Below are 26354 nucleotides of genomic sequence, written 5' to 3'. Positions count from 1 at the left end.
CTGTTTGACACCGTTGCGTCGGTGGGACTACCGGACTCGGCCAATGGCATCATCTCCGCCCCGATACTCGACGGTCACTTTGAATGGACCAGCAGCGGCAGGCTGAATATTCCGTCCACCGTGAAGCGCTGCGTGCATTTCTTCTCCATCCACGAACAGCGCATGAGTTTTCCGCTCGATACCGTGCGCGAGGGCGATGGCTATCCACAGGGCCCGGGCAGGCTGCTCGAAGTCGCGTATCCAGGCGTGCATTCGGACGTTGGCGGTGGATATGTTGCCGGTGAGCAAGGGAAGTCGCGTGAAGGTGACTATGACAAGCTAAGCCGCATTCCTTTGCATGACATGTATATCGAAGCCCTGAAGGCGGGCGTTCCCCTAGATCTCCAGGAGGGGATCAAGGGTTCTGAAGACCTGACCCGCGACTTCGGAATATCGTCTTTCGTTTGCAAGGCCTTCAACGCCTGGCTCGACAAGGTCATTCCGATTCGCACCGTCGAAGACGCCATGGAGTTCGGCATGCGCCAGAACCTGCTGTGGCGCACGCTGCGTGCGCGCATCGGAACGGGGCAATACATCACGAACCGGACTTTCTACAAAGCCGCGCGAGAGGACAAGCTGACGCCAATTCAGGTCGAACAGGAACACGACAAACGGAAACGGGAAGACAGCGAGTTGGCACGTCTGCGGTACGAACGGGGAACAATGGCCGGAACTGGACCAAGCGTGACACGAGGAATGTTTGCGATCTATGGTTTCAACGACAACACGACCGAATCCGAGGCCCGACAACAAAAGATCGCAGCCAAGGACGCCGAGATCCAACGCCGTGAAGAAGCTCTCTATGCCGAGATCGCGGGCAAGCCGGTCGAGAAGGCCCGGCCCGGCGAAGGCGCCGGCGATATTGTGACCAACGACAGGACAGATTTGCTCGAAGGCACCGAGGATTTCCGGCTCTTGCTGGCATGGCTTTATCCGCATCAACACGATGTCTGGCAAGCCGGCATGAAATTCATGCCGCGACACGCCATGCGGCTCGACAACGATATTGGCAATCCCTATCAGGGTTCACCCGACGCCATCGAGGAGCAATGCCGGCATCTGAGCGTGGCGCGTGAGAACCGTCCTGCCGCGGATACAAAGGATGTCTTCATGGTGACTCCGGAAATCACCATGGTTGCTGCGGCGGTGTCGCCGCACTTCTTTGTAGATGATCTCGTGCTGGAACCCGCGCCCGAAATGGTGGATTACCTGCGCAAGTGGACCGCTTCCGCAGCGGTGGATCACTTCGAGCGCTATGAGAAGGCTGCGGTCAAGCTGTTCGACGACTATATCCACGACAGCCGCGCCTGGTTCCGTGTTCCTCATTTTCATGAGTACGCGCCCGGAGGCTACGGTTGGGCACGTACGTTCTTCGTTGGCAACGATACGCGGATACGCCATCTGCGCGTCAAGATTCAGGGATTCATCGAGAACCTGCGCGATAGCAAGGATCAATTGCGAAGAAGTCAGCGGCCGCCAGGAGTGCCACGCTGATTGGCAACCCCACACAGCCAAACTGCACACAGTTCACAATCAATACGGCATCGCCACCCCATTCTGGATCTTGACCCGATCCCCGATACGCATGTTGTACGGGCTGCCCTGCGTCAGCGTCAGGTAGCCGTTGTCCTGCGTGCGCACGCGGACGCGGAACGCGGCAGGGCTGGTGCTGGAGCGCTTCTCCACTTCGTTGCCCGCCAGCGCACCGGCTACCGCGCCGCCGATGGTCGCCACGGTGTTGCCACGTCCGCCACCGACCTGATGGCCGAGCAGGCCGCCCACCACCCCGCCAATGACCGCGCCGGCACCGCTGGTGTCAGCCGGTTGCCCGCCCAGTTGTTCGATCGACTCCACCCAGCCATAGCGCACCGCATAGGGATCGGACTGACCGTAGTAACTGCCCTGTCCCGGTTGCTGCGGTTGTGGCTGTTGCGGATAGCCATATTGGTCGTAGCCGGGCTGCTGCGGATAAGCCGGTTGCTGCGGATACGACGATTGGGGATAGGAGGATTGCGGATAGCCTGGCTGGGCGGTGCCGCTGATTTGCGTGCCTGACGTTCCCTGGTCGTAGCCAGCATTGCCATAGCCACCATATCCGCCATAGCCCGTCGCTGCACCCGTGATCGCACCGGTCTGATAGCCCGTCTGGTAGCCATCGCCGTACCCCGCACCGTAAGGCACGGCACAGCCGCCCAGCACGCTGGCAGCCAGCGCAGCGAGTGCGGCGGTGCGAAAGGCTGGACGAAGACCCCGGCGCGCCGACGGGCGAGTCGGTTGAGCCGGATGGGACGGGATGGACATGATCGAAGCTCCGGCGCCTGCGCGCAGAATCGCCCGCAGAATGAGGGCATGTGGATATTGGGCGGCAGTCTAGAGCCGCTCTCCACAGGCAGGTGTCACCGGAGATTGTGTTGGGTAACCGGCTGTAACGCTACGCCGGATTCCGCAGTCAAGCGTCAGCCGCGTTCGGATTCGTCGTCGTTGAACGCGGTGATGCGCGCCACACGGAAGGCGCCGCGCAGCGATTCGAGTTCCGCACGATGCAGCGTGGCCAGGCGATTCAGGCAGCGCTCGCCCTTGGTCAGCAGGTGGATCTGCACCACGCGCCGGTCGTCGGGATTCACCCGGCGTGTCACCAGCCCGGCTGCCTCGCAGCGATTCACCAGTGCCACCACGCCATGCTGCTTGGCCTGCAGGCGCTCGGCCAGCTCGCCGATCGACGCCCAGTTCTTCTCCCGGCTGCCCCGGATGTGCAGCATCAACAGGTACTGCTGCACGGTCACGCCTTCGGCCTGGGCGGCGTCTTCGGAAAACCGCAGGAAGCGGCGAAGCTGGTAGCGAAAATCGGACAGGGCTTCGAAATCCTCCTTGCCGAGGGCGACCTCGGGTGCGGCTGGCCTGGAGGCAGACTTGCTGGCTGATTTTGCGGCGGGCTTTCGGGACATGAGCACTAAACGGGACGCGGAGATCACTGGTTCGGGCGCCATTATAGGAGCAGCGGAATTTACGCCCGGTGCGTTGACGCGCATACGGGTGGTATTTTTGCCGCAAGCCCGTCAGGCCGGTATGGCAGAATCTGTGCGGTCGCCGACACCCTGTCGCCAAGTCACACCTCAACACGCCTGAAAGGGAAATCCGCCCGATGTTCACGGAAATCGTCCTGTTCCTGCTAGATACCGTCTTTACCCTCTTCGGCATGGCACTGCTGCTGCGCCTGTGGATGCAACTCACCCGGCTGCCCTCGCGCAACCCCGTATCGCAGGGGGTATTCCAGGTCACCGACTGGATCGTGCGTCCGCTGCGCCGCATCCTGCCTGGCATCGGCGGTATCGACTGGGCTACCGTGGTGTCGGTCTACCTCACCGCGGTCGCGTTCCTGGTCTGCCGCACGCTGATTCTGGGCGGCGATCCGGTGTCCTTCCTGCCCGCCATCCTCGCGCTGGCCCTGCTGACCATGCTCAAGTGGGCCATCAGCATGGTCATGTGGGTCACGCTGCTGATGGCGGTGCTCTCGTGGGTGAATCCGCAATCCCCGCTGGCCGGACCCATCTGGCATCTGACCGCGCCGCTGCTGCGCCCGATCCAGCGCGTGATGCCGCGCCTGGGCGGTTTCGATCTCTCGCCGCTGGTGCTGTTCGTGGTGGCGCAGATCCTGTTGATGGTCATCGCCGGGCTGAGTCGCGGCGTGGTGTGAGCATGTACTAACCTGCGTGGCGCGCCCGGTGGCGGGGCGCCACCGTATCACGGAATGAACCCCAAGGGTTAACCCGTATTGTTCGGTCAGTTGGACAGAGTGTCGAGGAATCACCCTTTTTCGGGGGGGTGTCGAAGCCTACATTACAGCCAGCGCGGAACCACCGCGTTCATGCCAATAAGTAGGAACAGCACAACCATGAAGACCCTCGCTCTCTCCCTGATCTGCGCCATCGGCCTGTCGGCCGCTGCCACTGCCGCCCAAGCTTCGCAATCCGTATCCGATCTGGCCCGCCTCGACGGCAGCATCGGCCGCAAGATCGACCCGTACCTCGACGGCGCCCGCAGCGTGACCGAAAAGCGTGACGTGTTCACCGAAGGCGCCCGCAGCGTCACCGAAAAGCGCGATGTGTACTCGGAAGGCGCCCGTGGCGTGACCGAGAAGCGCGACGTTTTCAGCGAAGGCGCCTGATCTCTCCTGATCCAGCGCTCACCTGCATGCCCCGACTGCCATCGGGCGCACCAGCAGGTTCGGCGTGGTGCCCCTGCCACGCCTGACCGGTAGACCCGGTCCACACACGCAAGTTACTGCCCGAGGTCGTCGAGATCTTCCCCCATCATCGATTCGATGGCTTCCATGAACGCGCGCACCTTGCGCGGCTGGAGCCGTCGGTCGGGCAGTAGCGCAAACACCCTCAGCGGCGGCAACGGGTAATCCGGCATCACCCGCACCAGCCTGCCCTGCGCAATCTCCGTTCCCGCAGCCGTCATCGGCACCCGCGCGATGCCCAGCCCGGCCAGCGCCGCCTGCATGCGCAATTCGGCGTTATAGGTCTGCATACGTGGACGGATCGGCACCTGCACGCGCGATCCGTTTCTTGAGAATTCCCAGACCGAGGCGCCCGGCGTGGCCAGTGTGGGCATGTTCGAGAGGTCTTCCGGCACCATCTGGGCGGGCAGGCTGGCCGCCAGCGACGGCGCCGCCACCAGGCCGCGCTCCACGTGCCAGATCCGGCGCGCGATGGTGCCGGAGTCGGGCAGGTCTGCATCCACCGTGACAAAGGCAATGTCAAAGCCCTCGCGGATCGGATCGACCAGCCCCTGTGCGATTTCCACGGTGATATCGAGCGCCGGATGGGCCGCCAGCGTGCGGCAGATGACGCCGCCAAGTTGCTGGGCACCGAATTCGTAAGGTGTGGCGATGCGGAGCATGCCCTGCACGCGTTCCTCGCGTGCCAGCGTCTCCTGGCGGATTTCACGCAGGCGGGCAAATAGCGGCGCCACGTCGCGATAGACCGCGCCGCCCGCATCTGTGAGCCGCATGCGGCGCGTGGTGCGCTCCAGCAGCTTGGCGCCGATGGCCGTCTCCAGGCGGATCACTGCCGCCGATACGCGTGATTTGGGGCAGTCCAGCGTCGCGGCAGCCGCCGTGAACGTGCCCTGCTCCACCACACAACAGAAAGCCTCCCAATCGTTCCACTGGATTGTCTCGTTCACAGACCCGTTTCCCTTGCCAGACACTATTGTCGTGACCGCCTGTTGCCGTAGGATGCGGCAATGTGCGGACGCACATTATGCGGCAGACATCTTCGACCCGGCGCCAGACTGGCAAAGCCCGCACATTTCCTCTACCCTTTCGGCCTTCCCGAATCCTTTCCGAGTCCTTCCGATACATGGCGAATCCAGCCGATCCCGCACTGCCCGACGCACCGGCCGCCATCTCCGGCGAGAAGCCCAGCGACAGTTACGTCCAGTCGTTCGCGCGCGGCCTGTCGGTGATCCGCGCATTCGATGCCAGCCATCCGGCGCAGACCCTGACCGAGATCGCCCAGGCCAGCGGCCTGACGCGCGCTGGCGCCCGCCGCATCCTGCTGACGCTGGTGGGCCTGGGCTACGTTCGGAACGACGGACGGCTGTTCCGCCTCACGCCCAAGATCCTGGACCTCGGCTTCGCGTACCTGACCTCGATGCCGTTCTGGAATCTGGCCGAGCCGGTCATGGAATCGCTCTCGCAATCCGTGCACGAAAGCTGCTCGATCTCCGTGCTCGACGGCACCGAGATCGTCTACGTGCTGCGCGTGCCGGCGCGCAAGATCATGACCATCAACCTGTCGATCGGCAGCCGGCTGCCTGCCTATTGCTCGTCAATGGGTCGCGTGCTGCTGTCGGGGCTGAACGCCGAGGAACTCGATGCCGTGCTGCAGGCGTCGGACCTGCAACCGCGTACGCGGCGCACAGTCACCGACCCCGCCCGGCTGAAGACGCTGATCGCCGATATCCGCGCACGGGGCTGGGCGCAGAACGATCAGGAACTGGAAGAAGGACTGGTATCGCTGGCCGCGCCCATCCGCAACCGGTCCGGCCAGGTGATCGCTGCCATCAATATCAGCGGACAGGCCAACCGCACGAGCGCCCAGGAAATGGTGGACCAGTTCCTGCCACCGCTGCAGGAAGCCGCGGAGAAGATTTCGGCGATGGTGGGGTTGAGGACGTAACTCAAACTGCCGAGGGTTTTGGCTCCCCTCTCCCATGAAATGGGAGAGGGGTTGGGGGAGAGGGCCGGAGGCTCTGCTTGCCAACGTTTGGCAATTTGAACTGCTGGCCCTCTCCCCCACCCCTCTCCCGCAGGCGGGAGAGGGGAGCAAACCCTCAGAAGCTAGTACCTATCGCGGCCCCACCCTCACCTCCCACGACACTGCCACATCCCCCTTCACAAACGTCTGGCAAGCCATCCGGTATCCCGCCTGCAGATCGTCATCGCTCAGGTGCTTGCGCTCCTTCGGCTTCACGGCGTCGGTATGTTCCAGCCCTTTCTCGACCTTGCACTTGCATGTGCCGCAGATGCCGCCGCCGCATTTGAACGGGATACCACCCTGCTCGCGTAGCGATACTCGCAGCAGGTTGCTGTTCTCTGGTGCGGTGACGGTCTTGCCGGCGTTGGTCAGGAAGGTGATAGCGACGGTGCGCGCCTGCACGGGGGCGCTGGTGTCCGCTGCGGTGTCCGCCTGCATCATTGTTTCCTCAGTGAAAGATCCATGCTGCCGAAGTGCGCCAGTTGCCGAAGCGCGGCGTGGGCAGCGTCGAGCGTGTCGAAACGTTCGAGAAATTTGACGGGCACGTGATTGACCACAGGCGCGGCATCGGGGCCGTCCGTCTCGTCGATCACGCGCACCTTCGTGAAAGCCGGCGCGTTCTCCAGCACAGCGATCACGAACGTGGCCTTCGGGCGCCCGTAGAACAGGTATTCCCAGGTTTCCACGGGCACCACGCCGGGTACGGCCTCGGTGCGGAACTGGCCGGGCTTGCTGGTCAGGATCACGAACATGTCAGACAGCCCTGGCCGGCAGAGCCACCGGAACCTGCGGCGATGACTCCGCCTGCTCCGGCTGTTCCAGTTCGATATCGTGCGTGAGCCAGAGCTGGCAGGTCAGCCGAAAACCTTGCTCCAGCCGCTCGCCCAGTTGCTTCTTCTCTTTCCAGTTCGGCGGCGGTAGATGTTCGGCACCGGCCAGCACCTTGCACGCGCACTTGGAGCACTTGCCCATGCCGCACTCGTAGCGCAGGTTCGGATACGGAAACTGCTTGATGCCAGCGCGCACCACGAGGTTGGTCTCTGGCTTGACCTCGTCCACGTACACCTGGCCATTCTTGTGGAAGACAACTTTCGGCATGTCGTTCTGCGTTGGTTCAGTGAGTTGGGATCAGTGCCAGATCAGCATCGCGCAGATCGTCGACACGAACAGTCCGGCGAGTACCGGCAGCAGCAGGGCGCGCACGGCATCGAGCACCGGCACCCGCGCAAACCCGGCCACGGCAATCAGCGACGACCACGCGATCAGCGTGCCGCCACCCGTCCACACCGCGCCCATCTGGCCCACGGCAGCGAGCGTGGCGGAATCGAATCCCACCACCGGACCCAGCGCCCCGGCCAGCGTGCCGGTCAGCGGCAACCCAGCAAAGCCCGAGCCGTCGATGCCGGTGATCATGCCGACGAGCAGCACGCCGAACGCGACCAACACGTGGTTGTCCGGAATCATGTGCTGGTAGGCCTGGATCAATTCGAACAGCAGGCTGGGCGCCTTGCCGGCATCCACACCGAGAATCTGCGCGGCGGTCTCACCGGCGCCGACAAAGAAGAATCCCGCAATCGGCAGCACCGAACCCATCGCCTTGAACGCGAACACGAAGCCGTCCGTGATGTGCTCGGGGCAGACGTCGAGCATCCGGCGCGGGCCCTCGGCGGCCAGCGTGGCCAGCATCATCAGCACCGCCGCCACGCCGCCCACCAATGCCGCTGCCGCACCACCCTTGAGATCACCGGCTCCGGATGAAATCTTCGGCAGCACCATCAGCGTGACCACGCAGAGAAACGCAATCGGCGTCAGCACGGCAAAGAACTTTGACCACTTCACGCGGCGCTTGGCCACCATGGCCAGACTGCTTTCGATGTTGGCGTCGGTGACCAGCGGCTCCTCATGCGACGTGCCGCGTGCAATCTCGGCCTTGTCGAACGTGCCGGTCGCTTCGACGGCCGCATCGCTGCCTGATGCGCGCGCTTGCCAGCGATCCAGCAACGCGCCGTTGGCCGGCACGATATGGCGCCGCATCGACAGGTACGCCAGCGTCAGTGCGATGGCACCGGTAATCACCGACAGCACCAGCGCACGATCCGCTACCACGGCTGCGCTGACCGCCGCGCCCGCCGCCTTGGCGCTGATACCCGGCGCCACGCCAATCACATAGTCCGACGACAGCGCCATGCCCTGCCCAGCGATGGCAATCGCCATGGCACCCGCCAGCGGCGGCAAACCCGCGGCGATAGCGGCTGGCAGCAAAATTGCCGACACCAGCGGCACCGCCGGCGTGGGCCAGAAGAACAGCGAGATCACATAGGTAATGCCCGCCAGGATGAAGTACGCGCTATGCCCGTTCTTCATCACCACGCGGAACGGCTCGACCATGCGGATATCCGAGCGCAGGGTCTTCAACGCGTTGAGTAGCGCGGTCATGAACGCAATGACCAGGAAGATGTTGAACAACTCCTTGGCCGCCACAAGGCTGGCGGAGAAGATGCCCCCGAGCGCACTGACCGGGTTACCGGTAATCGCCAGGATGACGAGGAAGGTACCGACAATCGACGGCACCACAACGTTGGCTCGCAGGATCATCGTCAAGACGATCACTGCCACGCCTAGCAGATACACCCAATGGGCCAGGCCGATCTCTACGGTTTGATGCATGAGGCTCCCCTGATCATGGAGGCCCTTGTGGGGGCGGTATAAGAATGTTCTGAATCTGAAGCCGAAACCTGAGCGGCTCTCCGCCTGCTCGTTTTTTTGTCTGCTACCAATTTGTATACTATATCCCGACGGGTTACCGGAACAAGCAAAAACTGACGGATCTAGGGAAATCCCCCGATGGGTGCGCGAATACCCCGGAAGAACCGCATGGCAGCACGGTTTCCGGGCACACGGCACCAGCCCGGCGCAGGATGTCATGGTGAAAAAACCCACTGGCGTTTTCTGGAATCGTGTGTAGACTGTATACTAAATTGTTCCCACGCCATTCGAGGACGTCCCCACGATGCTCCATATCACCGACGCGATGATCGACCGACACGTCACCGCCGCCGACGCCCAGGGCGCGATGCGCGAAGCCTTCCGCAGCTTTGGCCAGGGCGATGCCGCCATGCAGGAACGCATCCGGACAGAGGCGGGCGGCGTGAAGCTCTCCACGCTCGGCGCGGTCATCCCCACGCAGCAAGTGGCAGGCGCCAAGATCTACACGACCATCGCCGGGCAGTTCTCGTTTGTCATCCTGCTGTTTTCGACGGTTGACGGCCGCCCACTGGCCTCGTTCGACGCGGGCGCGATCACGCGGCTGCGCACCGCAGCCTGCACCGTGCTGGCGGCGCAACAACTGGCCCGTCCCGGTGCCGAGACGCTGGCGCTATTCGGCGCCGGCACGCAGGGCGTGCAGCACGCGCTGCAACTGTCGGCTGCACTGCCGCTGCGGCGCATCCTGATCTGCGATCCGTATGCCGATACCTGCGCTGCCAGTCGCCTTGCCAAGGCGTGCGGCATCTCCGTCGAGTTCGCCAAACCCGAAGATGCCGCTGCGGCGGCCGACATCATCGTTACCGCGTCGCGCTCCACCACGCCGTTGTTCTCCGGCGATCTGGTGCGCCCCGGCGCTTTCGTCGCAGCTATCGGATCGAGCCTGCCGCAGACGCGCGAACTCGACGACACGCTGCTGGCGCGCGCCGCCGCCGTAGTGGTGGAGTGGCGCCCGCAGTCGCTGCGTGAAGCCGGTGATCTGGTGCTGGCCGATAAGTCCGCACTGCCCGACAGCAAGATCGTCGAGCTTTCCGAAGTCCTGCTGGCGTCCCGCACCGTGCGCCAGTCCGACGACGACATCGTCATTTACAAGTCAGTTGGCGTCGGCCTTGAGGATGTGGCGCTGGCCGGTGTGGCCTGGCAACGCATTGAAGCGGCGCAGGCACGCGCCGCCTGACCCGGACCGCGCAAGCCCGGCGCTGCGCGGCTTTTTATCGCCCGAATCACGTTGTAGAAAGTATACAAAGTAGTCCTTCCACCCCGCGATCAGAAGATCCAGACACAAGGAGCCTCAAATGGCCGAACTGATGAACCGTGAAGAATTCCGTGCTGCGCTCGAAAACGCCATCAAGGGCAAGAGCGCCAACCAGGCGCCGTTCAGCAAGGCATGGGCCAGCGGCACGCTCTCGCGCGAGCATCTGGCGCGCTGGGCCGAGAACCACTATCACTACGTGGGCCCGTTCGCCGACTACCTCGCCTACATCTATGCGCGCACGCCCGACCACATGACCGAGGCCAAGGACTTCCTGCTGGCCAACATGTACGAGGAAGAGATCGGCGGCGATCGCCACACCGACCTGCTGATCCGCTTTGCCGAAGCCTGCGGCACCACGCGCGAACGTGTGGTGAGCCCCGACAACATGTCGCCCACCACGCGCGGCCTGCAAAGCTGGTGCTACGCCGTGGCAATGCGCGAAGACCCGGTAGTCGCTGTCGCCGGCCTCGTAGTGGGCCTGGAGTCGCAAGTGCCGTCGATCTACCGCAAGCAAACCCCCACGCTGCGCGAAAAGTACGGCTTCACCGACGAGGAAGTGGAGTTCTTCGACCTCCATATCGTCTCCGACGAAATCCACGGCGAGCGCGGCTATCAGATCGTGCTCGAGCACGCCAACACGCCCGAGCTGCAGGCGCGCTGCCTGAAGATCTGCGAGATCGGCGCGCAGATGCGGCTGCTGTACACCACGGCCCTGTACTACGACTACGTCGACGTGAAGACTGGGGCCGAGGCTGTGGCCGCCTGAGCGGTCACCTTACGGCATTGCCCCACGCCGGATGCCGCGCCCATGCGCCGGCGTCCGGTCCACGCATCCCCAGAGTCCCTCGACAGAGCCCCCACAATGACCGAGACGTACCGCAACTACATCGACGGCGAATGGTGTGACAGCACCAGCGGCCGCACGCTGGAGAACGTCAATCCGGCTGACACGCGCGACATCGTGAGCCGCCATGCCGCCTCCGATGCGCGCGACGCCGCTGCCGCCGTCTCCGCCGCAGCCGCCGCGTTCGATGGCTGGAAAAAAACGCCGATCGGCAAGCGCGCGAAGATCCTCAACGATGCCGCCGCGCATCTGGAAGCCAACGCCGACACCATTGCCGCCGAACTGACACGCGAGGAAGGCAAGGCGCTGAACCTGGCGCGCGACGAAGTCATGCGCTCGGCGCAAACGCTGCGTTTCTACGCGGTGGAAGGCCAGACCTTTGGCGGTGAGAGCTATCCGAACGATGATCCGGACATGCTGGTCTACAGCCAGCGCGAACCGCTGGGCGTGGTGACCGTGATCTCGCCGTGGAACTTCCCGGTTTCGATTCCAGCCCGCAAGATCGCCCCGGCGCTGATCACGGGCAACACCGTAGTCTTCAAGCCATCGTCGGACGCGCCGCTGTCCGGCTATCGCCTGGCCGAAGCCTTCGTGCGCGCTGGCATCCCCAAAGGCGTGCTGAATTTCATCACCGGCAGCGCCGCCGAAGTGGGGCCGACCATCGTCGAAAGCCGCGCCGTGCGCGCCGTGTCGTTCACCGGATCGACCGCAGCCGGCGAGCAGATCCATCGTTCCGTGCCGATGACCACACGCACGCAGATGGAACTCGGCGGCAAGAACCCGCTGATCGTCATGGAAGACGCCGATCTGGACCGCGCCGTGGATCTCGCCATCAAGGGCGGGCTGTCGCTGTCCGGGCAGGCATGCACGGGCACGAGTCGCATCCTCGTCATGCGCGAAGTGAAGCAGGCCTTCACGGAAAAGCTCGTCAGCAAGGTCAAGGCGCTGAAGATCGGCAGTGGCCCGACGCCGGGCATGGACCTCGGCCCGCTTGCCACGCGCAAGCAACTCGACACAGTGCTCGGCTATATCAAAACCGGCAAGCAGGAAGCCACGCTGCTATGCGGCGGCGAGCGGCTGACCGACGGCGATTTCGCGCACGGCTACTACGTGGCGCCGGCCGTATTCACCGATGTCACGCAGCAAATGCGCATCGCACGCGAGGAAATCTTCGGCCCGGTGCTCGCCATCATCGAAGTGAGCAGCTATGCCGAGGCCATCGCCACGGCCAACGACACGGAATACGGGTTGTCCGCCGCCATTGCCACGCGCAATCCGCGCTATATGCACGACTTCGCGCGCGATATCGAATCCGGCACGGTGAAGATCAACCGCACCACCACCGGCAATCTCGTCAACGCGCCGTTCGGCGGCCTGAAGCGCTCCAGCACCTCCACGTTCCGCGAATCGGGCCGCGCCGGGCTGGACTTCTACACGCAGATCAAGACCATCTACCAGGGGGTTTAACCATGAAGAAAGCCATCAAGCTCGAACTGCGGGAAGCCCGCCACATGGTGGCCGCCGCCGTTCGCCGCGCCGAGGAAATCGGCGTGCTGGAATCCATCTGCATCGTCGATGACGGCGGCTATCCGCTGCTGCTCGAACGCATGGACGGCGCGCGTATCACCGGTCCGCAGATCGCGTGGAACAAGGCGTTCACGGCCGCCGGCCACAAGCGCTCCACGCATCTGTTCAACACGGCGCCGAACGGCCCTGCCCTGCCCGGCAACGAAGCCTTCGGCATCCAGTGGAGCTTCGAAGGCAAGTTCGCCGTGTTCGTGGGCGGCTACCCGATCGTGGTCAACGGCGAAGTGATCGGCGGCGTGGGCCTCTCCGGTGGCAACGGCGAGCAGGACACCGCCTGCGGCGTGGCCGCGCTCGAAGCGCTGCGCGACCTGCTGGCCGCCGAAGACCTGACCGTGCTGGCGCAAGCCGACATCAAGAAATAAGGAAGGAGGGGTCATGTCCCATCGCGTAGAGATCGCGGAAACACAGCAGGTCTTCATGGTGGCCCCAGGCGAATCGTTACTGGACGCCGCGTTGCGCAGCGACGTGGACCTGGCCCACGAATGCACGTTCGGCGGCTGCGGCACCTGCCGCGTGCGCGTGGTGCAGGGGTCGGTCTCCTACGAGGATTTTCCGATGGGACTGTCCGAGGCCGAGGCCGCCGACGGCTACGCGCTGGCCTGCCAGGCACGGCCCGATGGCGACCTCGTCCTCAGCACCGCGCGTGAAGCGAGCAATCTGGCACCTGCCCGGCGCACTACCGCCACGGTGCGCGCAGTCTCGCCGCTCGGGCCCGACGTACTGCACCTGCAACTCGCACTGCCCGATGACGAACCGTTCGACTTCGCGCCTGGGCAATACCTCAAGGTGCTGCTGGAGGATGGTACCCATCGCAGTTTCTCGATGGCATCGGCACCGAATGGCAACGTCGTCGACTTCCACGTCAGGCAGATCGCCAATGGACGATTCACGTCGCAACAGTTGCCGCGTCTGCATGCTGGCGACACGCTCGACGTGGAAATCCCGCATGGCAGCTTCAGCCTGCACAAGGAGGACTATCGCCCGCTGCTGATGGTGGCCACGGGCACCGGCCTCGCGCCGATCAAGAGCATGCTCGAATCCCTGATGGACGACCCCGACTGCCCGCCCGTCTGGCTCTACTGGGGCATGCGCACGGCAGCGGACCTCTATCTGCACGAGGAAATCGCTAGTTGGGGCGAGCGGCTTTACGACTTTCAATACGTGCCAGTACTGTCGCGCGGCGACGATACGTGGCATGGGCGACGCGGCTATGTGCACGACGCGGTCGCCGCGGACCTGGGCGACCTCTCCGAGCATGCGATCTACCTGTGCGGGTCACCGAACATGATCCACGACGCCAAGCAGACCTTCATGGCGCTGGGCGCGCAGGTGCCCTTCCTTCGCGCGGACGGGTTCACGTTCCAGCACGGAGGCGGCTGATCGGGCGGGTGGATGTCTACCCTATGTCTGCATGAAGTAGGGACGGTATACAATAGCGGCATTCCAGCCGTGGCCATCGCTACGGCGTTTCCCAGTATTCCGACGGCCGATCCCGACCATGAACGACGCCACCGCCAGTGCCCTCAAGCCGAATCCTGACGCCCCGGCCACCAGCCTGGGCGCCCAGCATTCCCCGCTCTTCGCACTTGTGACCGACACCCTGCGCCAGCGCATCCTTGGCGGTCAGTACGAACAGGGCGAACGGCTCGTTGAAAACACCCTCTCGCTCGAACTTGGCGTGTCCCGCATTCCGGTGCGCGAAGCGCTGCGTGCGCTGGCCGCCGAAGGGCTGGTGCGCATCGAGCCGCGCCGGGGGGCCTCGGTGGCCCGACTGTCGCCCAACATCGCGCGGGAAATGGTCGAGGTACGCGCCACGCTCGAAGGGCTCAACGCCAAGCTGGCCGCGCAGCGCCGCGACCCGGCGCTGATCGCGGAAATCGAGCAGGTACTCAGGGAGGGGAACGAGGCCGTGAACACCGGCCAGACCGAACGCTTTGTCGAACTGAACTCGCGCTTTCACGAAGTGCTTGGCAACATCGCTGCCAACAGCGTGCTGCAGGACATGATGCGCTCGCTGCGCGAACGCACCGCGCTGCTCTTCGCGCCGGCCAACATGAGCCGCGCGCGCACCAACTGGGACGAGCACGCGCAGATCCTCCAGGCCGTCATTGCCGGCGACGCCGACCTGGCCGCGCTGCTGGCCACGCGGCATGTTTTCAGCGCCGCCAAGGCCGTGGAATCGATCCAGGCGGAAGGCGGCGAGCAAAGCTAGGCGCTTCGCCCACGCACCACGCAACACCCCATTACGCACCACGAAATGGCGCAGTGCACCATCGAAGTGTATACTGTCTGCGTTTTGTGACCACAATGGGGATTAACCATGAACTACCCGGAGGCTTCGTACTTCGACCGTCCGGTGGGCGAGCAGCTCCTGAGCCACTTCGCACGCCGTGATGCCATCCGGCACGCCACGCCGCTGCTGCCCTTCCGCTTTGCCGATCTCGTCGCACTGCTCCGCGGCACGTCCGATCGACGGAAAGCTGTCTGAGCCAGCTCGAAAGCTCTGCGCCTCGGCAAAAGAAAAGCCGCCTTCAAACATGAGGCGGCTTTTTTTCGTTCAGTTCGAGGTCACAGCGCCGACGGTGGCATCTCCACACTGCCGAACTCCGCCGAGCGCGATCCACTGATGGGCCGGTTGCTGGCGCCAAAGTAGGCAAACGCCACCGACAGCTTGACCGCTTCCGAATCGTTGCGCCCTGCCGCGTGGAACAGCCGGCTGTCGAACATCAGAACGTCGCCACGATGCAGCGCCAGCGGCATCGCGCCCTTGAGCAGCGCCTGGCTGTTCGGGTGCGCTTCGATGAGGAATTCGGCGGGATCGAGCTGGGCCGGGTCGAGTTTCGCGCGATGCGACGCCGGGATCACGCGCAGCACGCCGTTGCGCTCGTCTTCATCGCCCAGCGCCAGCCACACCGTGACCAATTCGGGTTTCACGAACGACCAATAGCGCGTATCGCGGTGCCAGCCGGTCTGGCTGCCGAAGTGCGGATGCTTTGTCATCACGCAGTTATGATGTGCCAGCGTCAGGCGAGTCGGCTCGCCCAATAGTGCCTCCACCGTGGCCAGCAGTTGCGGATCGCTGGCCCAGCGTCGGAAGGCTTCGTCGCGGCCGTATGCCTGGCGCAACCGGCGCACCGTATGGCCGCCTTCGGCCTGCCGCGTGGCCGGCGCCCCAGGGTAGCCAAGATCGGCCTCGAACTCGACCGGCGGTGCCGCCGCCGCCAGATGCTGGCGCGTCACGGTTTCCAGCGCGGCGCAGGTGGCCTCGCTGGCAAAGTTACGCAGCACGATATAGCCGCCAGCCTGAAACTCGCGGGCCAGGCTGGCCAATGCCGCCTGATCAGCCAGCGGCGCGGAACAATCGAAATCGAGGGAGGCGGACGCCTGAGCGGCGCGCGATGGCGAGGCAGTCATTGCAGGGTAAGACTTTTCTGAAAGTGGCAGCTGCTAACAGGCCGATGATGCCAGAACCGGCGCGATCCGGTGCGAGTCGACATCGCCGTCCAGCCAAATGCGGTGAGATATCGGCCCGCCCGCCCACTCCAACGCCTCAATCATGGTGCGGAAACCCACGGTCCAATGCGACCCATGCGCCGTTACCGCCGCTACAATGGCCCGACCCTGCTGCACCGAACGACATCGCCAACCCTACTGATGCCGCCATCGTGACTGCCCGACCCCGCATTACCGCCTCGCTCGCCGAGGCCCAGAACCAGCTAGGCCGCATCGTGCTGGGCAAACCCCGCCAACTGCGGCTGGCGCTGGCATGCATGCTCGCTGGCGGCCACCTGCTGCTGGAGGACGTGCCCGGCGTAGGCAAGACCACGCTGGCCCATGCGCTGGCGCAAACATTGGGCTTGCAGTATCGGCGCGTGCAGTTCACCAGTGACCTGCTGCCGGCTGACCTGATCGGCGTATCGGTGTTCAACCGTGAATCCAGCGATTTCCGATTCCATCGCGGCCCGGTCTTCGCTCAACTTGTACTGGCCGACGAAATCAACCGCGCACCGCCGAAGACGCAAAGCGCGCTGCTCGAAGCCATGGCCGAACGCCAGGTCACGCACGACGGCGTGACCCACGCGTTGCCGGCGCCGTTCTTCGTGATCGCCACGCAGAATCCGCTCGAACAGGTTGGCACCCACGCGTTGCCCGAATCCCAGCTTGACCGGTTTGCGATGCGCATCTCGCTCGGCTATCCCGACCCCGCCTTCGAGCGCGTGCTGTATCTCGGCGGCACCGCCAAGCCGGAAGTCACGGCGGTGATGGACGCGGAACAGGTCGTGGCGCTGCAGGCGGCGGTCGGCCGCGTCTACGCGAGTCCCGCGCTGGTGGACTACGCACTCGCACTGGTCCAGGCCACGCGCAACGAATCGGGTTTCATTGCAGGACTCTCGCCGCGCGCCGGGCTGTCGCTACTGGCCTGCGCCCGCGCCTGGGCACTGCTGCACCAACGCGAAATGGTGATCCCTGAAGATATCCAGGCGGTGTTCGTGCCGGTGGCCGCGCACAGGTTGCTGCCGTCCGGCCAGCCGACCACAGCCCTCGACCGTCTGCTGGCGGGCGTGGCGATTCCCTGACCGGATTTCCCTTCCGCAACCATGCGACGCGCCCCGGCGGTGCCCGATCCACGCGGCTCGATACGACCGACTACCTCCGCACGCACATCGTCGAGGTGGCCGCGCCGCCCACGCCCGCCCGTCAACGGCGTGATCAGGCTCGACCGCCGTCATCTCTATATCCTGCCCACCCGCAGCGGACTCGGCTTTGTCGTGCTGCTGCTGGCGATGCTGACCACCTCGCTGAACTACAACATCAGCCTGGGCTTCGCGCTGACATTCCTGCTGGTCGGCATCGGCATGTCCTGCATGTGGATGGCCTATCGCAACCTGCTCGACCTCGAACTCTCTGCCGGCCCTGTGGCCCCGGCCTTCGCCGGAGACGCGGCAGTCTTCGTGCTGTACGCGCGGCAGCACGATGGCCTGGCGCGCATCGGTATCGAAGCGCGCTGCGCATCGTCGGACGCGGTCGATGCGGTCTCGCTGACACTCGGAGGCACGCAAGGCAACGAGGGTACGCTGTCGATTCGCCTTCCGGCGCAGCAACGCGGGAGACTCGCATTGCCGCGCGTTACGCTGTTCAGCCGCTTCCCGTTCGGCATGTTCCACGTGTGGAGCTATGCGGATTTCCCGCTGGCGACCATCGTCTATCCTGCGCCCGAGCGCCATGCGCCACCGCTGCCGCAGATGTCGGGCCCCGGCGATGACGACGAAGGCGCGGTCACCACGGCCGCGGAGGATGGCATTGACCAGCTTCGCAAATATCGCCCCGGCGACCCCCTGCATCGCATCGCCTGGAAGCACAGTGCCCGCACGGGCCGCTGGATGAGCCGCACCGGCCAGATGCCTCAACCGCCTGCGTGCTGGATCGACTGGCACACGCTGCCGGTGTCGATGGATACCGAAGCGCGACTCTCACGGCTCTGCGCGTGGCTGGTGTCGGCGGGTGACAGCGTGGACATCGGCCTGCGCCTGCCGGGCGTGGAAATCCCGCCCGGCCACGGCGCTGCCCATCGCCGCTCTTGCCTGGAAGCCCTGGCGCTGTGGCCGGAGCGGCGCGCGTCATGACGGCCCGGGCAACCAAGACGACAAAGGCACCGCCACGCCCGCTCGGCCATCAGGAGCACGGCATGCTGATCGGCCAGCTAGCGCTGGTGCTCGTGCCCCAGGCCCGCACGCTGCCCGTGTCGATCAGCCTGCTGCTCCTGTTGCTGCTCGGCTGGCGCTGGCTGTTGTGGCGGCAGCGGGCGCCGCTGCCATCGAAGCTGATGATTGGCGTGACGGCCATGCTGGTACTCGTCATCGCCGCCGCGCTGGTCTGGCAGGCGGGCGGCAGCCTGGGCCGCGAACTCTGCGTGGCGCTGCTCGCGGCCTTTGTCATCCTCAAGTTGATGGAGACACGCGCGCTGGCCGATGCCACGCTGGTCACGCAACTCTCCTTCTATCTTCTGCTCACGCTGTATCTGGCGGAACAGCCTTTCTGGCTGGCGCTCTACAGCATGGCCATCGGCGCGTGGATCTTGCGCAACTGGCTGCTGTTCCATCATCCCGAAGCCCCCGAGCGGCTTGCCATCTGGCCGCTGCTCGGCCGCATGGCGCTGTTCGGCCTGCCATGGGCGCTGTGCCTGTTCGTACTGTTTCCGCGCCTCGATCATCCGCTGTGGCGCCTGCCGCAGTCGGAACCTACCGGACGCATGGGCATCGGCGACACGATGAAGCCCGGCAGCATCGGTCATCTGATCCGCTCGCCCGATGTGGCATTTCGCGCCGACATCGTCGGCGATCCCCTGCCCGCCAGCGCGCTCTACTGGCGTGCGCTGGTGATGTGGGAGTACGACGGGCAGGTGTGGCGGCTCGATACCAATCCACCATTGCGTGAAGCACCCTCGCTCGTCGATGAGGGAGACGAGGGCGCTGCGGCGCTCGCCCCGGACGTGCGCGAGTACAACGTCACGCTCGAACCCACGCACAAGCCGTGGCTCTATCTGCTGGACCGTGGCGTGGCCATCTCGGAGAATCTGGGCGCACGCTCGTCCGCCGACGACGAATTCTTCGCACGCACGCCCGTGGAACGCACCCTCCGATACCGCGCACAGTCGACGCTGGGTGGCGCGCCCCAGCCGTTGACGCGGCGCACGCTGCAACTCTCCCTCGCACTACCCGAAGGCAATCCGCGCAGCCGCGCGCTGGCTGCCGAGTGGTCGCGCGAATATGCCGATCCGTGGCAGCGCGTGCAGGCGGCGATGCGATTGTTCGCGTCGTCGCCATTCGCCTATACGCTGTCGCCGCCGCTGCTCGGCGCCCAGCAGGTAGACAGCTTCATTTTCGACACGCGCCGCGGCTTCTGCGAACACTACGCAAGCAGCTTCGTGTTCCTGATGCGCGCCGCCGGTGTGCCCGCGCGCGTGGTCACCGGCTACCAGGGCGGCGAGTACAACCCCGTCGGCAAGCACTACGTCATCCGCCAATCCGATGCACATGCCTGGGCCGAAGTCTGGCTCCAGGGCCGAGGCTGGGTGCGGGTGGACCCCACCAGCGCCGTGGCACCGAGCCGCGTGGAAGAGGGCGTTGACGCGGCGCTGGCCGGCGAAGAAATCGGCGCCTTGCGCGATCTGCGCGCGCCCGGCTGGCTGCGTGACATCCGCTGGGGCATCGACGGCCTGACCTATCGCTGGCAGCGCTGGGTCCTCGATTACGATCGCGGCCAGCAGCAGCGACTGCTCGAACTGGCGGGACTCGGCAATCAGTTGCCCAGCGTGCTGGCAGTGGGCATGGCGGTGTTGAGCCTCTTGGCTCTGCTCCCGATGTGGCTGCGACGTCGCCGCGTGGAACCGGTTCAGGCGCTCTACGAGCGCTTCTGCGCGACGCTTGCGCGCCACGGTTGCACGCGAGGCGTCTCCGAAGGGCCCATCGACTTCGGCACCCGCGCCGCAACCGCCCTCCCCCGCGCGGCAACGGCGGTGCGTGCCTTCACAGATGGCTACGTCGACTGGCGCTACGGATTGGCGAATGGTGATGCTGATCAGGCCGCCAGGTCCGCCGCGCGCCTGCGCGCGGCACTGCGCGAGCTCGCTGCCGCGCTCAGATAGTTCGGCCAGCCGATCAATCTGTCTATGCAGCGATGCCTTGCCGATCGGCATGACGAGGCATATAGTTTCATCGGTAACTATTACAAATGAAACAACATGTCGTTTGAACGCCGCATCGACCGTTTTTGCGCCGACAATCCCGACGCGCCACGCGACCTGATTCTCGCCTCACGCCTGTTGCTGCGCTCGGCTCGACTGATGCGCCAGCATATCGAACGTGCGCTCGCCCCCTATGATCTGGACCTGAACCAGTACCTGGTGATCAGCATGCTCGCCATCGACGCCAGCGAGCCCACCATGCCGTCCGAACTCGGCATGTCGATCGATGCCACGCGCACGCAGATGACACGGCTTGTCGATGGACTGGAAACGCGCGGACTGGTGCGACGCAAGCCGGCCACCCATGACCGCCGCAGCCTCGAACTGAGTCTGACGCCTGCTGCGCGTGCCTTGCTGAAACGCGCGGTGCCCGTCGTGCATGCGGCCTATGCCGAGGCATGGGGGCCGCTCGGCAAGACGGAACTGGCTACGACTATCCGCGGGCTGACCACGCTTCATAGCCACCTCGCCGAGCTGGAGGCGGCCAAGCCGTGAATGTGGCAACCAGGCCGTGGCGACGTGTGCGCGCCGGCTTTCGCTGGCTGAGGATGCTGAGCCGCCCGCAACGCCAGACCTTGATGATGATGCTGCTGGCATTGGCAACGGGCGTGGAGTTCCTCGAGAACATCATGTTCGTGTTTGCATCGAGCCATATCGTGGGCGGGATCTCCGCCGACCCGCGCAGCTTCGCGCTCGTGCAGGCCGCCTACGCAGTGGGCAGCATGATGATGATCCTGAAGCAGCAGTGGCTGGCGCAGCGTTTCGGTTATCGTCGCTACCTGACCGCATCGCTGCTGCTGTTCATGGCCGGCACACTGGTGGCCGCCACCAGCACGGGTCTGCAGCAACTGGTGCTTGCCCGCTTCATGCAGGGCGTGGGCGGTGGCGCGCTCTTCACGAGTTGCCGTATCCTGGTCAACCTGATGTTCGCGCCCGTTGACCGTCCGCGCGCATCGCGCATCTTCATGCTCGGCATCTTTGGCGCCTCGGCGCTGGCGCCGGCTTTTGCCGCAGAGCTGATCGAGCACGGTGTCTGGCAGGACGTGTTCTATGGCGTGCTGCCCTTTGCCGCGCTGGCAACGGCAGGCGCGTGGTTGCTGCTACCCGATGCCGAGCCGCGGGATGACACGGAAGGTCCCGCACTCGTGCCGCTGCTGCTGTTCGGTGTTGCCATCGTAGCCCTGCAAGCGGCCATGACCGAAGCGCGCTTCGATATCTTCTCGCACCCGTTGCGTGTGACGGTCACCGGCGGGATCGCACTGGCACTGCTCGGCGTCTTCCTTTGGCACCAATGGCACCACGCCGCGCCCGTACTCCATCTGCGTGCGCTGCGCCAGCCGGTCTATATCGCTGGCCTGGCGATGTACTTCATCTACTACATGATCAGCAACCTGAGCAGCTACGTGTTCCCGATCTACGCTGAACAGGCGCTCGGCTTTCCGCTGGCGACCACCGGCTGGCTCAACACCTTTGCCGCGCTCATCAGCCTTGCCGGCATTTGGTTCTATCTGCGCGTGGCGCGTCGACTGACCCACAAGAAGCCCGTGATGGTGGCTGGCCTGCTGCTGATGGCCGGCGCGATGATGTGGTTCTCGATCATGTCGCCCAGCGTCGGACCCGCTGCGCTGGTACCCGGCCTTGTGGCCAAGGGGCTGTTCGGTGTGATGGTCATCATCCCCATTGCGGGCATCACGTTCAGTTCGCTGAAAGGCGAGGATTTCGGGCACGGCTATCGCAGCAAGAACCTGGTCCGGCAGATCGCCAGTTCGTTCGCTTCGGCGATAGGCGCGGTGCTGCTACAGAACCGGCAGTTCGCGGTGCACACGAGCCTGGTACATGCCGTGGGCCAACGGCCAGCCGAAACCGCGCAATGGATGGACGCCGCGCAGGCGGCACTGGTCGCGCGCGGGTTCGATGCCGGACAGGCCCACGCCGGTGCGCTCGCCCAGATGGCGGCCATCGTCGATCAACAGGCACGATTGATTGCCTGCGAGGATCTCTACCGGTTGATTGCCGCGATTGCCGTGCTGGCAGCGGTCTTCATGCTGATGCAGCGCCGGCTCGACTAGCCGGGCGGATGTGGAGCGTTGCAGGGCAACGGAACTACTGAACTACGGTGAGAGGTACTACGTTCGCGCTGGAGTCGCCACCCAGCAGTGCGTCAATGCCGACTCAAAACAGCGACATCTGGCGCATGCCGAAACCCACGGTTTCTTCCACGCGCGCACGTGCATGCGCAAGCGAACCTTCCGCGCCGGAATAGTTACCCGCTGCCCAGTGGTACACCACGGGCAGGTCGCCACGATCGGACAAGCGGACTTCGCCAAGCTTGTCGCCACGTTCACTGCGGTAGTAGTGGGAGCGGTAGCCACGCTCCCAGTGGGGCGGGACTTCCTTCTTGCGCCGACGAGTGGTCGGCTTGGCAGCGGCTGGTGACAGCCGCCGCGCCAGGTCGGTGACCGGCGAGATAGGGGCGCGGTTGAAATCCAACTGCATTAGACATCCTTCTTCTGTCGATTGAGCAAGAACCTGGCATGGTGACGTGAGTCACCACTCGCTTCGAGCATCGCAGTCGAGATGATACCTGTTTGCGCGCCGCATTGGGGCGTTTTGTCGCCCCGAAATCCGCCTGTAGCAACGGTTTGCGGGCGTATACGCAGTTCGTTGGTGAGGTGCGTATACGCCCGCTGTACCTGCGACTCAGCTGCGATCTACATGCTGGAGTGGCACGTATACCGCGTGGCCGATGCAGCGATCAGCCGAGGTCGAGCGGGATGAAGATCCGTGCGTCGTCACGTTGCACCAACAACGCAACTTGCTTGCCGGACTTCGCCACCAGCGCCCTCAACTGCTCGGCCGACGTCACTGGCGTACCATTGAGCGACAGGATGACATCGCCCTGCTGGATGCCAACCCGGGCGGCGGGCCCAGTCACATCCTCGACGACCAGACCGCTATCAATGCCGCTGCCGCGTTGCTCTGCTGGCGAGAGCGGGCGCACGGCCAGGCCGAGCCGTCCGGCCGCTTCACCGCCGTTCTTGCCTTGCGCTACGGTGCCTTCCTTTACAGCACCCACCTTGACGCTCAGCGTCAGCGGCTCGCCCTTGCGGATGATCTTGAGACTGGTCTCGGTGCCCGGACGAATATCGGCAACATGTTCTGGCAAGTCGCCAGAATGGTCGATCTTGTCATCGCCAAGCTGCACGATCACGTCTCCTGGCTTCAAGCCAGCCTTGGCCGCGGGGCTGTCAGGCTCCACGGAATTGACCAGTGCGCCCGTCGGCTTTGGCAGGTTGAATGACTGCGCCAACGCCTGGTTGACCTCCTGCACCGAAATGCCGAGACGTCCGCGTGTCACCTTGCCATGTGCCACCAACTGCTGCTCGACCTTGGTCGCCACGTTGATCGGTATCGCGAACGACAGGCCCTGATAGCCGCCGGTCTGACTGTAGATCTGCGAGTTGATGCCAATGACTTCGCCGCGCTGATTGAAGAGCGGACCACCGGAGTTGCCTGGGTTCACGGCCACATCGGTCTGGATGAACGGCACATAGGTATCGTCGGGCAGCGAGCGCGACTTTGCGCTCACGATGCCGGCGGTCACCGTATTCTCGAAACCGTAGGGCGATCCGATGGCCAGGACCGGCTCGCCCACCCGGATTTTTGACGGATCCCCCAGACGGACGGTCGGCAGATCCTTCGCATCGATGCGGATCACCGCGATATCGCTCTGCGGATCGACGCCAAGCACCTTGGCCTTGAATTCACGGCGGTCCGTCAGCTTCACGGTGACTTCGGTGGCGTTGTCGACCACGTGCGCGTTCGTCAGAATCAGGCCATCGGAGCTGACAATGAAGCCCGAGCCAAGGCCCCTTACCAGTTGCGGCTGGCCGCCCTGCGGCCCCTGGAATTGCGGGCCGAAGCGCTTGAAGAACTGGAACAGCGGATCATCAGGGTCCATGCCCGAGGGCACCTGCGCCGAGGTACGCTGCGCGCGGGCAGTCACGCTGATATTCACCACTGCGGGACCGTACTGATCGACGATGCCGGAGAAGTCGGTCGGCGTGGCCACAGCCAAAGGGGCAGCGCTGACGGGCGTTTGCGCAGCAAACGTCGGCGTAATGGCGTCCTTCTGCAGGTAGGCATAACCGCCGCCAAGCGCAGCAAGCGCTGCAACACCTACGGCGGTACGGGCGAGAGTCTGGCGAATCATGGTGGCTTTCCTTTCGTTGGTTGGCGTCGCCGCATGCGGGCGTTTCGCGACAGTGCCATCGTAGGTAGCCACACTTAAGCCAGACTTAAAGGATCTAATTTCTCTTCAGGTATTGCCGCATCCACCTTCAGGTCATCCCAGCGAGGGTAAGGTACGACTTGGCTCCGACATGAGCGCCCCCTATTCTCTATAACGCTATTGGACTGATAGAAATTTTATCTTGCACACAATCTAATTGTGTATAAGATAGCCTACATGACGAAGCAAACGACGATCCCACCACCTGCAGAAGACTGGCTCGAGCTTGATCGGCAACTGTGCTTTGCGCTGTATTCGGCATCGTTGGCCATGACCAAGATGTATAAGCCCATCCTTAGTGAGCTTGGGCTCACTTATCCGCAGTACCTCGTTATGCTCGTGTTGTGGCAACAGAGCGGTATCACGATTTCGGATTTAGGTGGGAAGCTGAAGTTGGACTCGGGTACGTTGACGCCGCTGTTGAAGCGGCTCGAGGCAGCCGGATATGTGCATCGGGAAAGAGATACCGACGACGAGCGTCGGGTTCTGGTGACGTTGACTCAGTCCGGCAGGAATCTGCGACAGGCGGCAGCCGGGATCCCCGAAGAGATTTTGTGTGCCACGCAGTGCTCGCTTGAAGAAATCCAGTCGCTGACGAAGCGCCTGCAAGATTTGCGGTCCACGCTCGAAGTGGCGCGGGCCGAAGATTGACTGCCGGTTACCGGCATTTTGTTGAACGTGTTGAACACTGCCCCCGACGGGCACTACCCAGGAGCGTACAAATGAAACTCGAAAAAGTCCTTTACACCGCCCATGCTTCCGCAACCGGTGGCCGTGACGGCCGTGCGGTGACGTCCGATGGTCAACTGGATGTCAAGCTGGCGGTGCCGAAGGAAATGGGCGGCGCCGGCAACGGGCTGAACCCAGAGCAACTGTTCGCCGCTGGCTATTCAGCGTGTTTCCTTGGCGCGATCCGTTTCGTGGCCAGCCAGCAAAAGATCACCGTTTCCCCCGACGCCAAGATCGAAGGCGCCGTCGGTATCGGCCAGATTCCGCAAGGCTTCGGCATCCAGGCCGAGCTGAAGATTTCGCTGCCGGGCATGGAAAAAGAAGCGGCCCAAAAGTTGGTCGAGGCAGCCCACCAGGTTTGCCCGTATTCGAATGCCACGCGCGGCAATATCGAGGTAACGCTGATCGTGGTCTAAAACACGACTCAGGGCTTACCGCCAACAAAAAACGCCGGCGTCATGCCGGCGTTTTTTGTTGTGCGGGTTCCGACCTCAACTCGCCGACCAACGCCCGCTTCTGAGCCGCTGTCAGCCGTTTGATGCGGATTTCAGCCTTCAATGCCTCGGATTTGTTCGGAAACTCCAGCCATCCAAGCAATTGCATCGGCTTACGGGCACGCGTGTATTTCGCACCTCTTCCAGAAACATGCGCGGCATACCGCCGCGCCACGTCAATCGTGATGCCGGTATAGATCGATGCACCTTCGCATTCGATCAGGTAAAGAAACCAGGGCGTCTCCTCGCGCTGTTCGAGGTCGGATTCGTCTGTCATTGCTTCACGATCATATCGGAAACCTGGAGCCCAAAGACAAAACCCCTCGCAGCGTTAGCTGTCGA

General features: G+C 64.0%; 29 protein-coding genes. 18 read left to right on the top strand and 11 right to left on the bottom strand.

The window, feature by feature from the left end; all coding sequences use genetic code 11:
- Window positions 1–1533 (top strand): DUF2235 domain-containing protein (locus ABDB81_RS26355; protein WP_346814010.1); only part of this gene is annotated, 1533 nt, incomplete at its 5' end.
- Between the two features lie 39 nt (window positions 1534–1572).
- Here ABDB81_RS26355 and ABDB81_RS26350 read toward each other — a convergent pair.
- Window positions 1573–2340, bottom strand: a complete 768-nt coding sequence (locus ABDB81_RS26350; protein ID WP_346814009.1) for a glycine zipper 2TM domain-containing protein — start codon at window positions 2338–2340, stop codon at window positions 1573–1575.
- Window positions 2341–2495: 155 nt separating this feature from the next.
- Window positions 2496–2984: a MarR family winged helix-turn-helix transcriptional regulator gene (locus ABDB81_RS26345; protein WP_160474309.1), complete on the bottom strand. Its 489-nt coding sequence runs from the start codon at window positions 2982–2984 to the stop codon at window positions 2496–2498.
- A 197-nt stretch (window positions 2985–3181) separates the two neighbouring features.
- Between ABDB81_RS26345 and ABDB81_RS26340 the strand changes: the two genes are divergently transcribed.
- Window positions 3182–3733 (top strand): YggT family protein, encoded by a 552-nt coding sequence (locus ABDB81_RS26340; protein WP_346814008.1) that lies wholly within the window; start codon window positions 3182–3184, stop codon window positions 3731–3733.
- Between the two features lie 198 nt (window positions 3734–3931).
- On the top strand, window positions 3932–4204 hold the full coding sequence (locus ABDB81_RS26335; RefSeq protein WP_160474310.1) for a hypothetical protein: 273 nt from the start codon (window positions 3932–3934) through the stop codon (window positions 4202–4204).
- A 113-nt stretch (window positions 4205–4317) separates the two neighbouring features.
- Here the strand turns inward: ABDB81_RS26335 and ABDB81_RS26330 are convergent, their stop codons facing one another.
- Complete coding sequence (locus ABDB81_RS26330; RefSeq protein ID WP_137925469.1) at window positions 4318–5229, bottom strand: LysR family transcriptional regulator; 912 nt, start codon at window positions 5227–5229, stop codon at window positions 4318–4320.
- Between the two features lie 176 nt (window positions 5230–5405).
- On the opposite strand from ABDB81_RS26330, the gene ABDB81_RS26325 reads away from it, so the two are divergent.
- Complete coding sequence (locus ABDB81_RS26325) at window positions 5406–6227, top strand: IclR family transcriptional regulator (protein ID WP_137925468.1); 822 nt, start codon at window positions 5406–5408, stop codon at window positions 6225–6227.
- Window positions 6228–6395: 168 nt separating this feature from the next.
- Here ABDB81_RS26325 and ABDB81_RS26320 read toward each other — a convergent pair whose 3' ends face one another.
- The 4 genes from ABDB81_RS26320 to ABDB81_RS26305 are packed head-to-tail and all read right to left on the bottom strand — an operon-like array spanning window position 6396 to window position 8972.
- On the bottom strand, window positions 6396–6746 hold the full coding sequence (locus ABDB81_RS26320) for a 2Fe-2S iron-sulfur cluster binding domain-containing protein (RefSeq protein ID WP_346814007.1): 351 nt from the start codon (window positions 6744–6746) through the stop codon (window positions 6396–6398).
- On the bottom strand, window positions 6743–7057 hold the full coding sequence (locus ABDB81_RS26315) for a ferredoxin (protein ID WP_346814006.1): 315 nt from the start codon (window positions 7055–7057) through the stop codon (window positions 6743–6745). The genes ABDB81_RS26320 and ABDB81_RS26315 overlap by 4 nt, the downstream gene beginning before the upstream one ends.
- Window position 7058: 1 nt before the next feature.
- Window positions 7059–7403: a 2Fe-2S iron-sulfur cluster-binding protein gene (locus ABDB81_RS26310; RefSeq protein WP_346814005.1), complete on the bottom strand. Its 345-nt coding sequence runs from the start codon at window positions 7401–7403 to the stop codon at window positions 7059–7061.
- A 30-nt stretch (window positions 7404–7433) separates the two neighbouring features.
- Window positions 7434–8972 (bottom strand): hypothetical protein, encoded by a 1539-nt coding sequence (locus ABDB81_RS26305; protein WP_160474312.1) that lies wholly within the window; start codon window positions 8970–8972, stop codon window positions 7434–7436.
- A gap of 343 nt (window positions 8973–9315) precedes the next feature.
- Between ABDB81_RS26305 and ABDB81_RS26300 the strand changes: the two genes are divergently transcribed.
- From ABDB81_RS26300 to ABDB81_RS26270, 7 genes are all read left to right on the top strand, one after another.
- Window positions 9316–10245, top strand: coding sequence for an ornithine cyclodeaminase family protein (locus ABDB81_RS26300; protein ID WP_346814004.1), 930 nt, complete (start codon window positions 9316–9318; stop codon window positions 10243–10245).
- Window positions 10246–10363: 118 nt separating this feature from the next.
- The gene (locus ABDB81_RS26295; protein WP_137925463.1) at window positions 10364–11089 is read left to right on the top strand and encodes an iron-containing redox enzyme family protein; all 726 of its coding nucleotides are present in this window, start codon (window positions 10364–10366) and stop codon (window positions 11087–11089) included.
- Window positions 11090–11185: 96 nt separating this feature from the next.
- Window positions 11186–12634: an aldehyde dehydrogenase family protein gene (locus ABDB81_RS26290; protein ID WP_346814003.1), complete on the top strand. Its 1449-nt coding sequence runs from the start codon at window positions 11186–11188 to the stop codon at window positions 12632–12634.
- 2 nt (window positions 12635–12636) lie between these two features.
- Window positions 12637–13116, top strand: a complete 480-nt coding sequence (locus ABDB81_RS26285; protein ID WP_137925461.1) for a heme-binding protein — start codon at window positions 12637–12639, stop codon at window positions 13114–13116.
- A gap of 13 nt (window positions 13117–13129) precedes the next feature.
- Window positions 13130–14134, top strand: a complete 1005-nt coding sequence (locus ABDB81_RS26280; RefSeq protein WP_346814002.1) for a 2Fe-2S iron-sulfur cluster-binding protein — start codon at window positions 13130–13132, stop codon at window positions 14132–14134.
- A 118-nt stretch (window positions 14135–14252) separates the two neighbouring features.
- Complete coding sequence (locus ABDB81_RS26275) at window positions 14253–14966, top strand: GntR family transcriptional regulator (protein ID WP_137925459.1); 714 nt, start codon at window positions 14253–14255, stop codon at window positions 14964–14966.
- 108 nt (window positions 14967–15074) lie between these two features.
- Window positions 15075–15242: a hypothetical protein gene (locus ABDB81_RS26270; protein ID WP_171020413.1), complete on the top strand. Its 168-nt coding sequence runs from the start codon at window positions 15075–15077 to the stop codon at window positions 15240–15242.
- Window positions 15243–15322: 80 nt separating this feature from the next.
- Here the strand turns inward: ABDB81_RS26270 and ABDB81_RS26265 are convergent, their stop codons facing one another.
- Complete coding sequence (locus tag ABDB81_RS26265; RefSeq protein ID WP_137925458.1) at window positions 15323–16168, bottom strand: phytanoyl-CoA dioxygenase family protein; 846 nt, start codon at window positions 16166–16168, stop codon at window positions 15323–15325.
- A gap of 251 nt (window positions 16169–16419) precedes the next feature.
- Between ABDB81_RS26265 and ABDB81_RS26260 the strand changes: the two genes are divergently transcribed.
- From ABDB81_RS26260 to ABDB81_RS26240, 5 genes are all read left to right on the top strand, one after another.
- On the top strand, window positions 16420–17331 hold the full coding sequence (locus tag ABDB81_RS26260; RefSeq protein WP_160474318.1) for a MoxR family ATPase: 912 nt from the start codon (window positions 16420–16422) through the stop codon (window positions 17329–17331).
- Window positions 17332–17352: 21 nt separating this feature from the next.
- Complete coding sequence (locus ABDB81_RS26255) at window positions 17353–18378, top strand: DUF58 domain-containing protein (RefSeq protein WP_137925456.1); 1026 nt, start codon at window positions 17353–17355, stop codon at window positions 18376–18378.
- Window positions 18375–20399 carry a DUF3488 and DUF4129 domain-containing transglutaminase family protein gene (locus tag ABDB81_RS26250; RefSeq protein WP_346814001.1) on the top strand — a complete coding sequence of 675 codons (2025 nt, stop codon included), beginning with the start codon at window positions 18375–18377 and terminating at the stop codon, window positions 20397–20399. The genes ABDB81_RS26255 and ABDB81_RS26250 overlap by 4 nt, the downstream gene beginning before the upstream one ends.
- Window positions 20400–20495: 96 nt before the next feature.
- A complete protein-coding gene (locus ABDB81_RS26245) occupies window positions 20496–20993 on the top strand; it encodes a MarR family transcriptional regulator (RefSeq protein ID WP_346814000.1) in 498 nt (165 codons plus the stop codon).
- Window positions 20994–21046: 53 nt separating this feature from the next.
- Window positions 21047–22567 (top strand): MFS transporter, encoded by a 1521-nt coding sequence (locus ABDB81_RS26240; protein ID WP_137925523.1) that lies wholly within the window; start codon window positions 21047–21049, stop codon window positions 22565–22567.
- Window positions 22568–22670: 103 nt separating this feature from the next.
- On the opposite strand, the gene ABDB81_RS26235 is transcribed toward ABDB81_RS26240, so the two are convergent.
- On the bottom strand, window positions 22671–22994 hold the full coding sequence (locus ABDB81_RS26235) for a hypothetical protein (protein WP_137925453.1): 324 nt from the start codon (window positions 22992–22994) through the stop codon (window positions 22671–22673).
- Window positions 22995–23253: 259 nt separating this feature from the next.
- Window positions 23254–24711: a DegQ family serine endoprotease gene (locus tag ABDB81_RS26230; protein ID WP_137925452.1), complete on the bottom strand. Its 1458-nt coding sequence runs from the start codon at window positions 24709–24711 to the stop codon at window positions 23254–23256.
- A gap of 255 nt (window positions 24712–24966) precedes the next feature.
- On the opposite strand from ABDB81_RS26230, the gene ABDB81_RS26225 reads away from it, so the two are divergent.
- Complete coding sequence (locus ABDB81_RS26225; protein ID WP_137925451.1) at window positions 24967–25440, top strand: MarR family transcriptional regulator; 474 nt, start codon at window positions 24967–24969, stop codon at window positions 25438–25440.
- Between the two features lie 71 nt (window positions 25441–25511).
- Entirely contained in the window at window positions 25512–25934 is a 423-nt protein-coding gene (locus ABDB81_RS26220; protein ID WP_137925450.1) for an organic hydroperoxide resistance protein, read from the top strand.
- 40 nt (window positions 25935–25974) lie between these two features.
- On the opposite strand, the gene ABDB81_RS26215 is transcribed toward ABDB81_RS26220, so the two are convergent.
- Window positions 25975–26289: a GIY-YIG nuclease family protein gene (locus ABDB81_RS26215; protein ID WP_137925449.1), complete on the bottom strand. Its 315-nt coding sequence runs from the start codon at window positions 26287–26289 to the stop codon at window positions 25975–25977.
- Window positions 26290–26354 lie beyond the last annotated feature (65 nt).

This window comes from Cupriavidus sp. DL-D2, from assembly GCF_039710735.1.
In the GTDB taxonomy this organism is placed as follows: Bacteria; Pseudomonadota; Gammaproteobacteria; order Burkholderiales; family Burkholderiaceae; genus Cupriavidus.
Note: the sequence above shows the minus strand (reverse complement) of the source record. Positions and strands in the feature narration are given on the sequence as shown.

What these genes read in the sequence shown, in the direction of transcription:
- ABDB81_RS26350 (WP_346814009.1), bottom strand. Translation starts at nt 2,340, where the DNA reads ATGTCCATCCCGTCCCATCCGGCTCAACCGACTCGCCCGTCGGCGCGC.
- ABDB81_RS26345 (WP_160474309.1), bottom strand. Translation starts at nt 2,984, where the DNA reads ATGTCCCGAAAGCCCGCCGCAAAATCAGCCAGCAAGTCTGCCTCCAGG.
- ABDB81_RS26340 (WP_346814008.1), top strand. Translation starts at nt 3,182, where the DNA reads ATGTTCACGGAAATCGTCCTGTTCCTGCTAGATACCGTCTTTACCCTC.
- ABDB81_RS26335 (WP_160474310.1), top strand. Translation starts at nt 3,932, where the DNA reads ATGAAGACCCTCGCTCTCTCCCTGATCTGCGCCATCGGCCTGTCGGCC.
- ABDB81_RS26325 (WP_137925468.1), top strand. Translation starts at nt 5,406, where the DNA reads ATGGCGAATCCAGCCGATCCCGCACTGCCCGACGCACCGGCCGCCATC.
- ABDB81_RS26320 (WP_346814007.1), bottom strand. Translation starts at nt 6,746, where the DNA reads ATGATGCAGGCGGACACCGCAGCGGACACCAGCGCCCCCGTGCAGGCG.
- ABDB81_RS26315 (WP_346814006.1), bottom strand. Translation starts at nt 7,057, where the DNA reads ATGTTCGTGATCCTGACCAGCAAGCCCGGCCAGTTCCGCACCGAGGCC.
- ABDB81_RS26310 (WP_346814005.1), bottom strand. Translation starts at nt 7,403, where the DNA reads ATGCCGAAAGTTGTCTTCCACAAGAATGGCCAGGTGTACGTGGACGAG.
- ABDB81_RS26305 (WP_160474312.1), bottom strand. Translation starts at nt 8,972, where the DNA reads ATGCATCAAACCGTAGAGATCGGCCTGGCCCATTGGGTGTATCTGCTA.
- ABDB81_RS26300 (WP_346814004.1), top strand. Translation starts at nt 9,316, where the DNA reads ATGCTCCATATCACCGACGCGATGATCGACCGACACGTCACCGCCGCC.
- ABDB81_RS26295 (WP_137925463.1), top strand. Translation starts at nt 10,364, where the DNA reads ATGGCCGAACTGATGAACCGTGAAGAATTCCGTGCTGCGCTCGAAAAC.
- ABDB81_RS26290 (WP_346814003.1), top strand. Translation starts at nt 11,186, where the DNA reads ATGACCGAGACGTACCGCAACTACATCGACGGCGAATGGTGTGACAGC.
- ABDB81_RS26285 (WP_137925461.1), top strand. Translation starts at nt 12,637, where the DNA reads ATGAAGAAAGCCATCAAGCTCGAACTGCGGGAAGCCCGCCACATGGTG.
- ABDB81_RS26280 (WP_346814002.1), top strand. Translation starts at nt 13,130, where the DNA reads ATGTCCCATCGCGTAGAGATCGCGGAAACACAGCAGGTCTTCATGGTG.
- ABDB81_RS26275 (WP_137925459.1), top strand. Translation starts at nt 14,253, where the DNA reads ATGAACGACGCCACCGCCAGTGCCCTCAAGCCGAATCCTGACGCCCCG.
- ABDB81_RS26270 (WP_171020413.1), top strand. Translation starts at nt 15,075, where the DNA reads ATGAACTACCCGGAGGCTTCGTACTTCGACCGTCCGGTGGGCGAGCAG.
- ABDB81_RS26265 (WP_137925458.1), bottom strand. Translation starts at nt 16,168, where the DNA reads ATGACTGCCTCGCCATCGCGCGCCGCTCAGGCGTCCGCCTCCCTCGAT.
- ABDB81_RS26255 (WP_137925456.1), top strand. Translation starts at nt 17,353, where the DNA reads ATGCGACGCGCCCCGGCGGTGCCCGATCCACGCGGCTCGATACGACCG.
- ABDB81_RS26250 (WP_346814001.1), top strand. Translation starts at nt 18,375, where the DNA reads ATGACGGCCCGGGCAACCAAGACGACAAAGGCACCGCCACGCCCGCTC.
- ABDB81_RS26245 (WP_346814000.1), top strand. Translation starts at nt 20,496, where the DNA reads ATGTCGTTTGAACGCCGCATCGACCGTTTTTGCGCCGACAATCCCGAC.
- ABDB81_RS26240 (WP_137925523.1), top strand. Translation starts at nt 21,047, where the DNA reads ATGCTGAGCCGCCCGCAACGCCAGACCTTGATGATGATGCTGCTGGCA.
- ABDB81_RS26235 (WP_137925453.1), bottom strand. Translation starts at nt 22,994, where the DNA reads ATGCAGTTGGATTTCAACCGCGCCCCTATCTCGCCGGTCACCGACCTG.
- ABDB81_RS26230 (WP_137925452.1), bottom strand. Translation starts at nt 24,711, where the DNA reads ATGATTCGCCAGACTCTCGCCCGTACCGCCGTAGGTGTTGCAGCGCTT.
- ABDB81_RS26225 (WP_137925451.1), top strand. Translation starts at nt 24,967, where the DNA reads ATGACGAAGCAAACGACGATCCCACCACCTGCAGAAGACTGGCTCGAG.
- ABDB81_RS26220 (WP_137925450.1), top strand. Translation starts at nt 25,512, where the DNA reads ATGAAACTCGAAAAAGTCCTTTACACCGCCCATGCTTCCGCAACCGGT.
- ABDB81_RS26215 (WP_137925449.1), bottom strand. Translation starts at nt 26,289, where the DNA reads ATGACAGACGAATCCGACCTCGAACAGCGCGAGGAGACGCCCTGGTTT.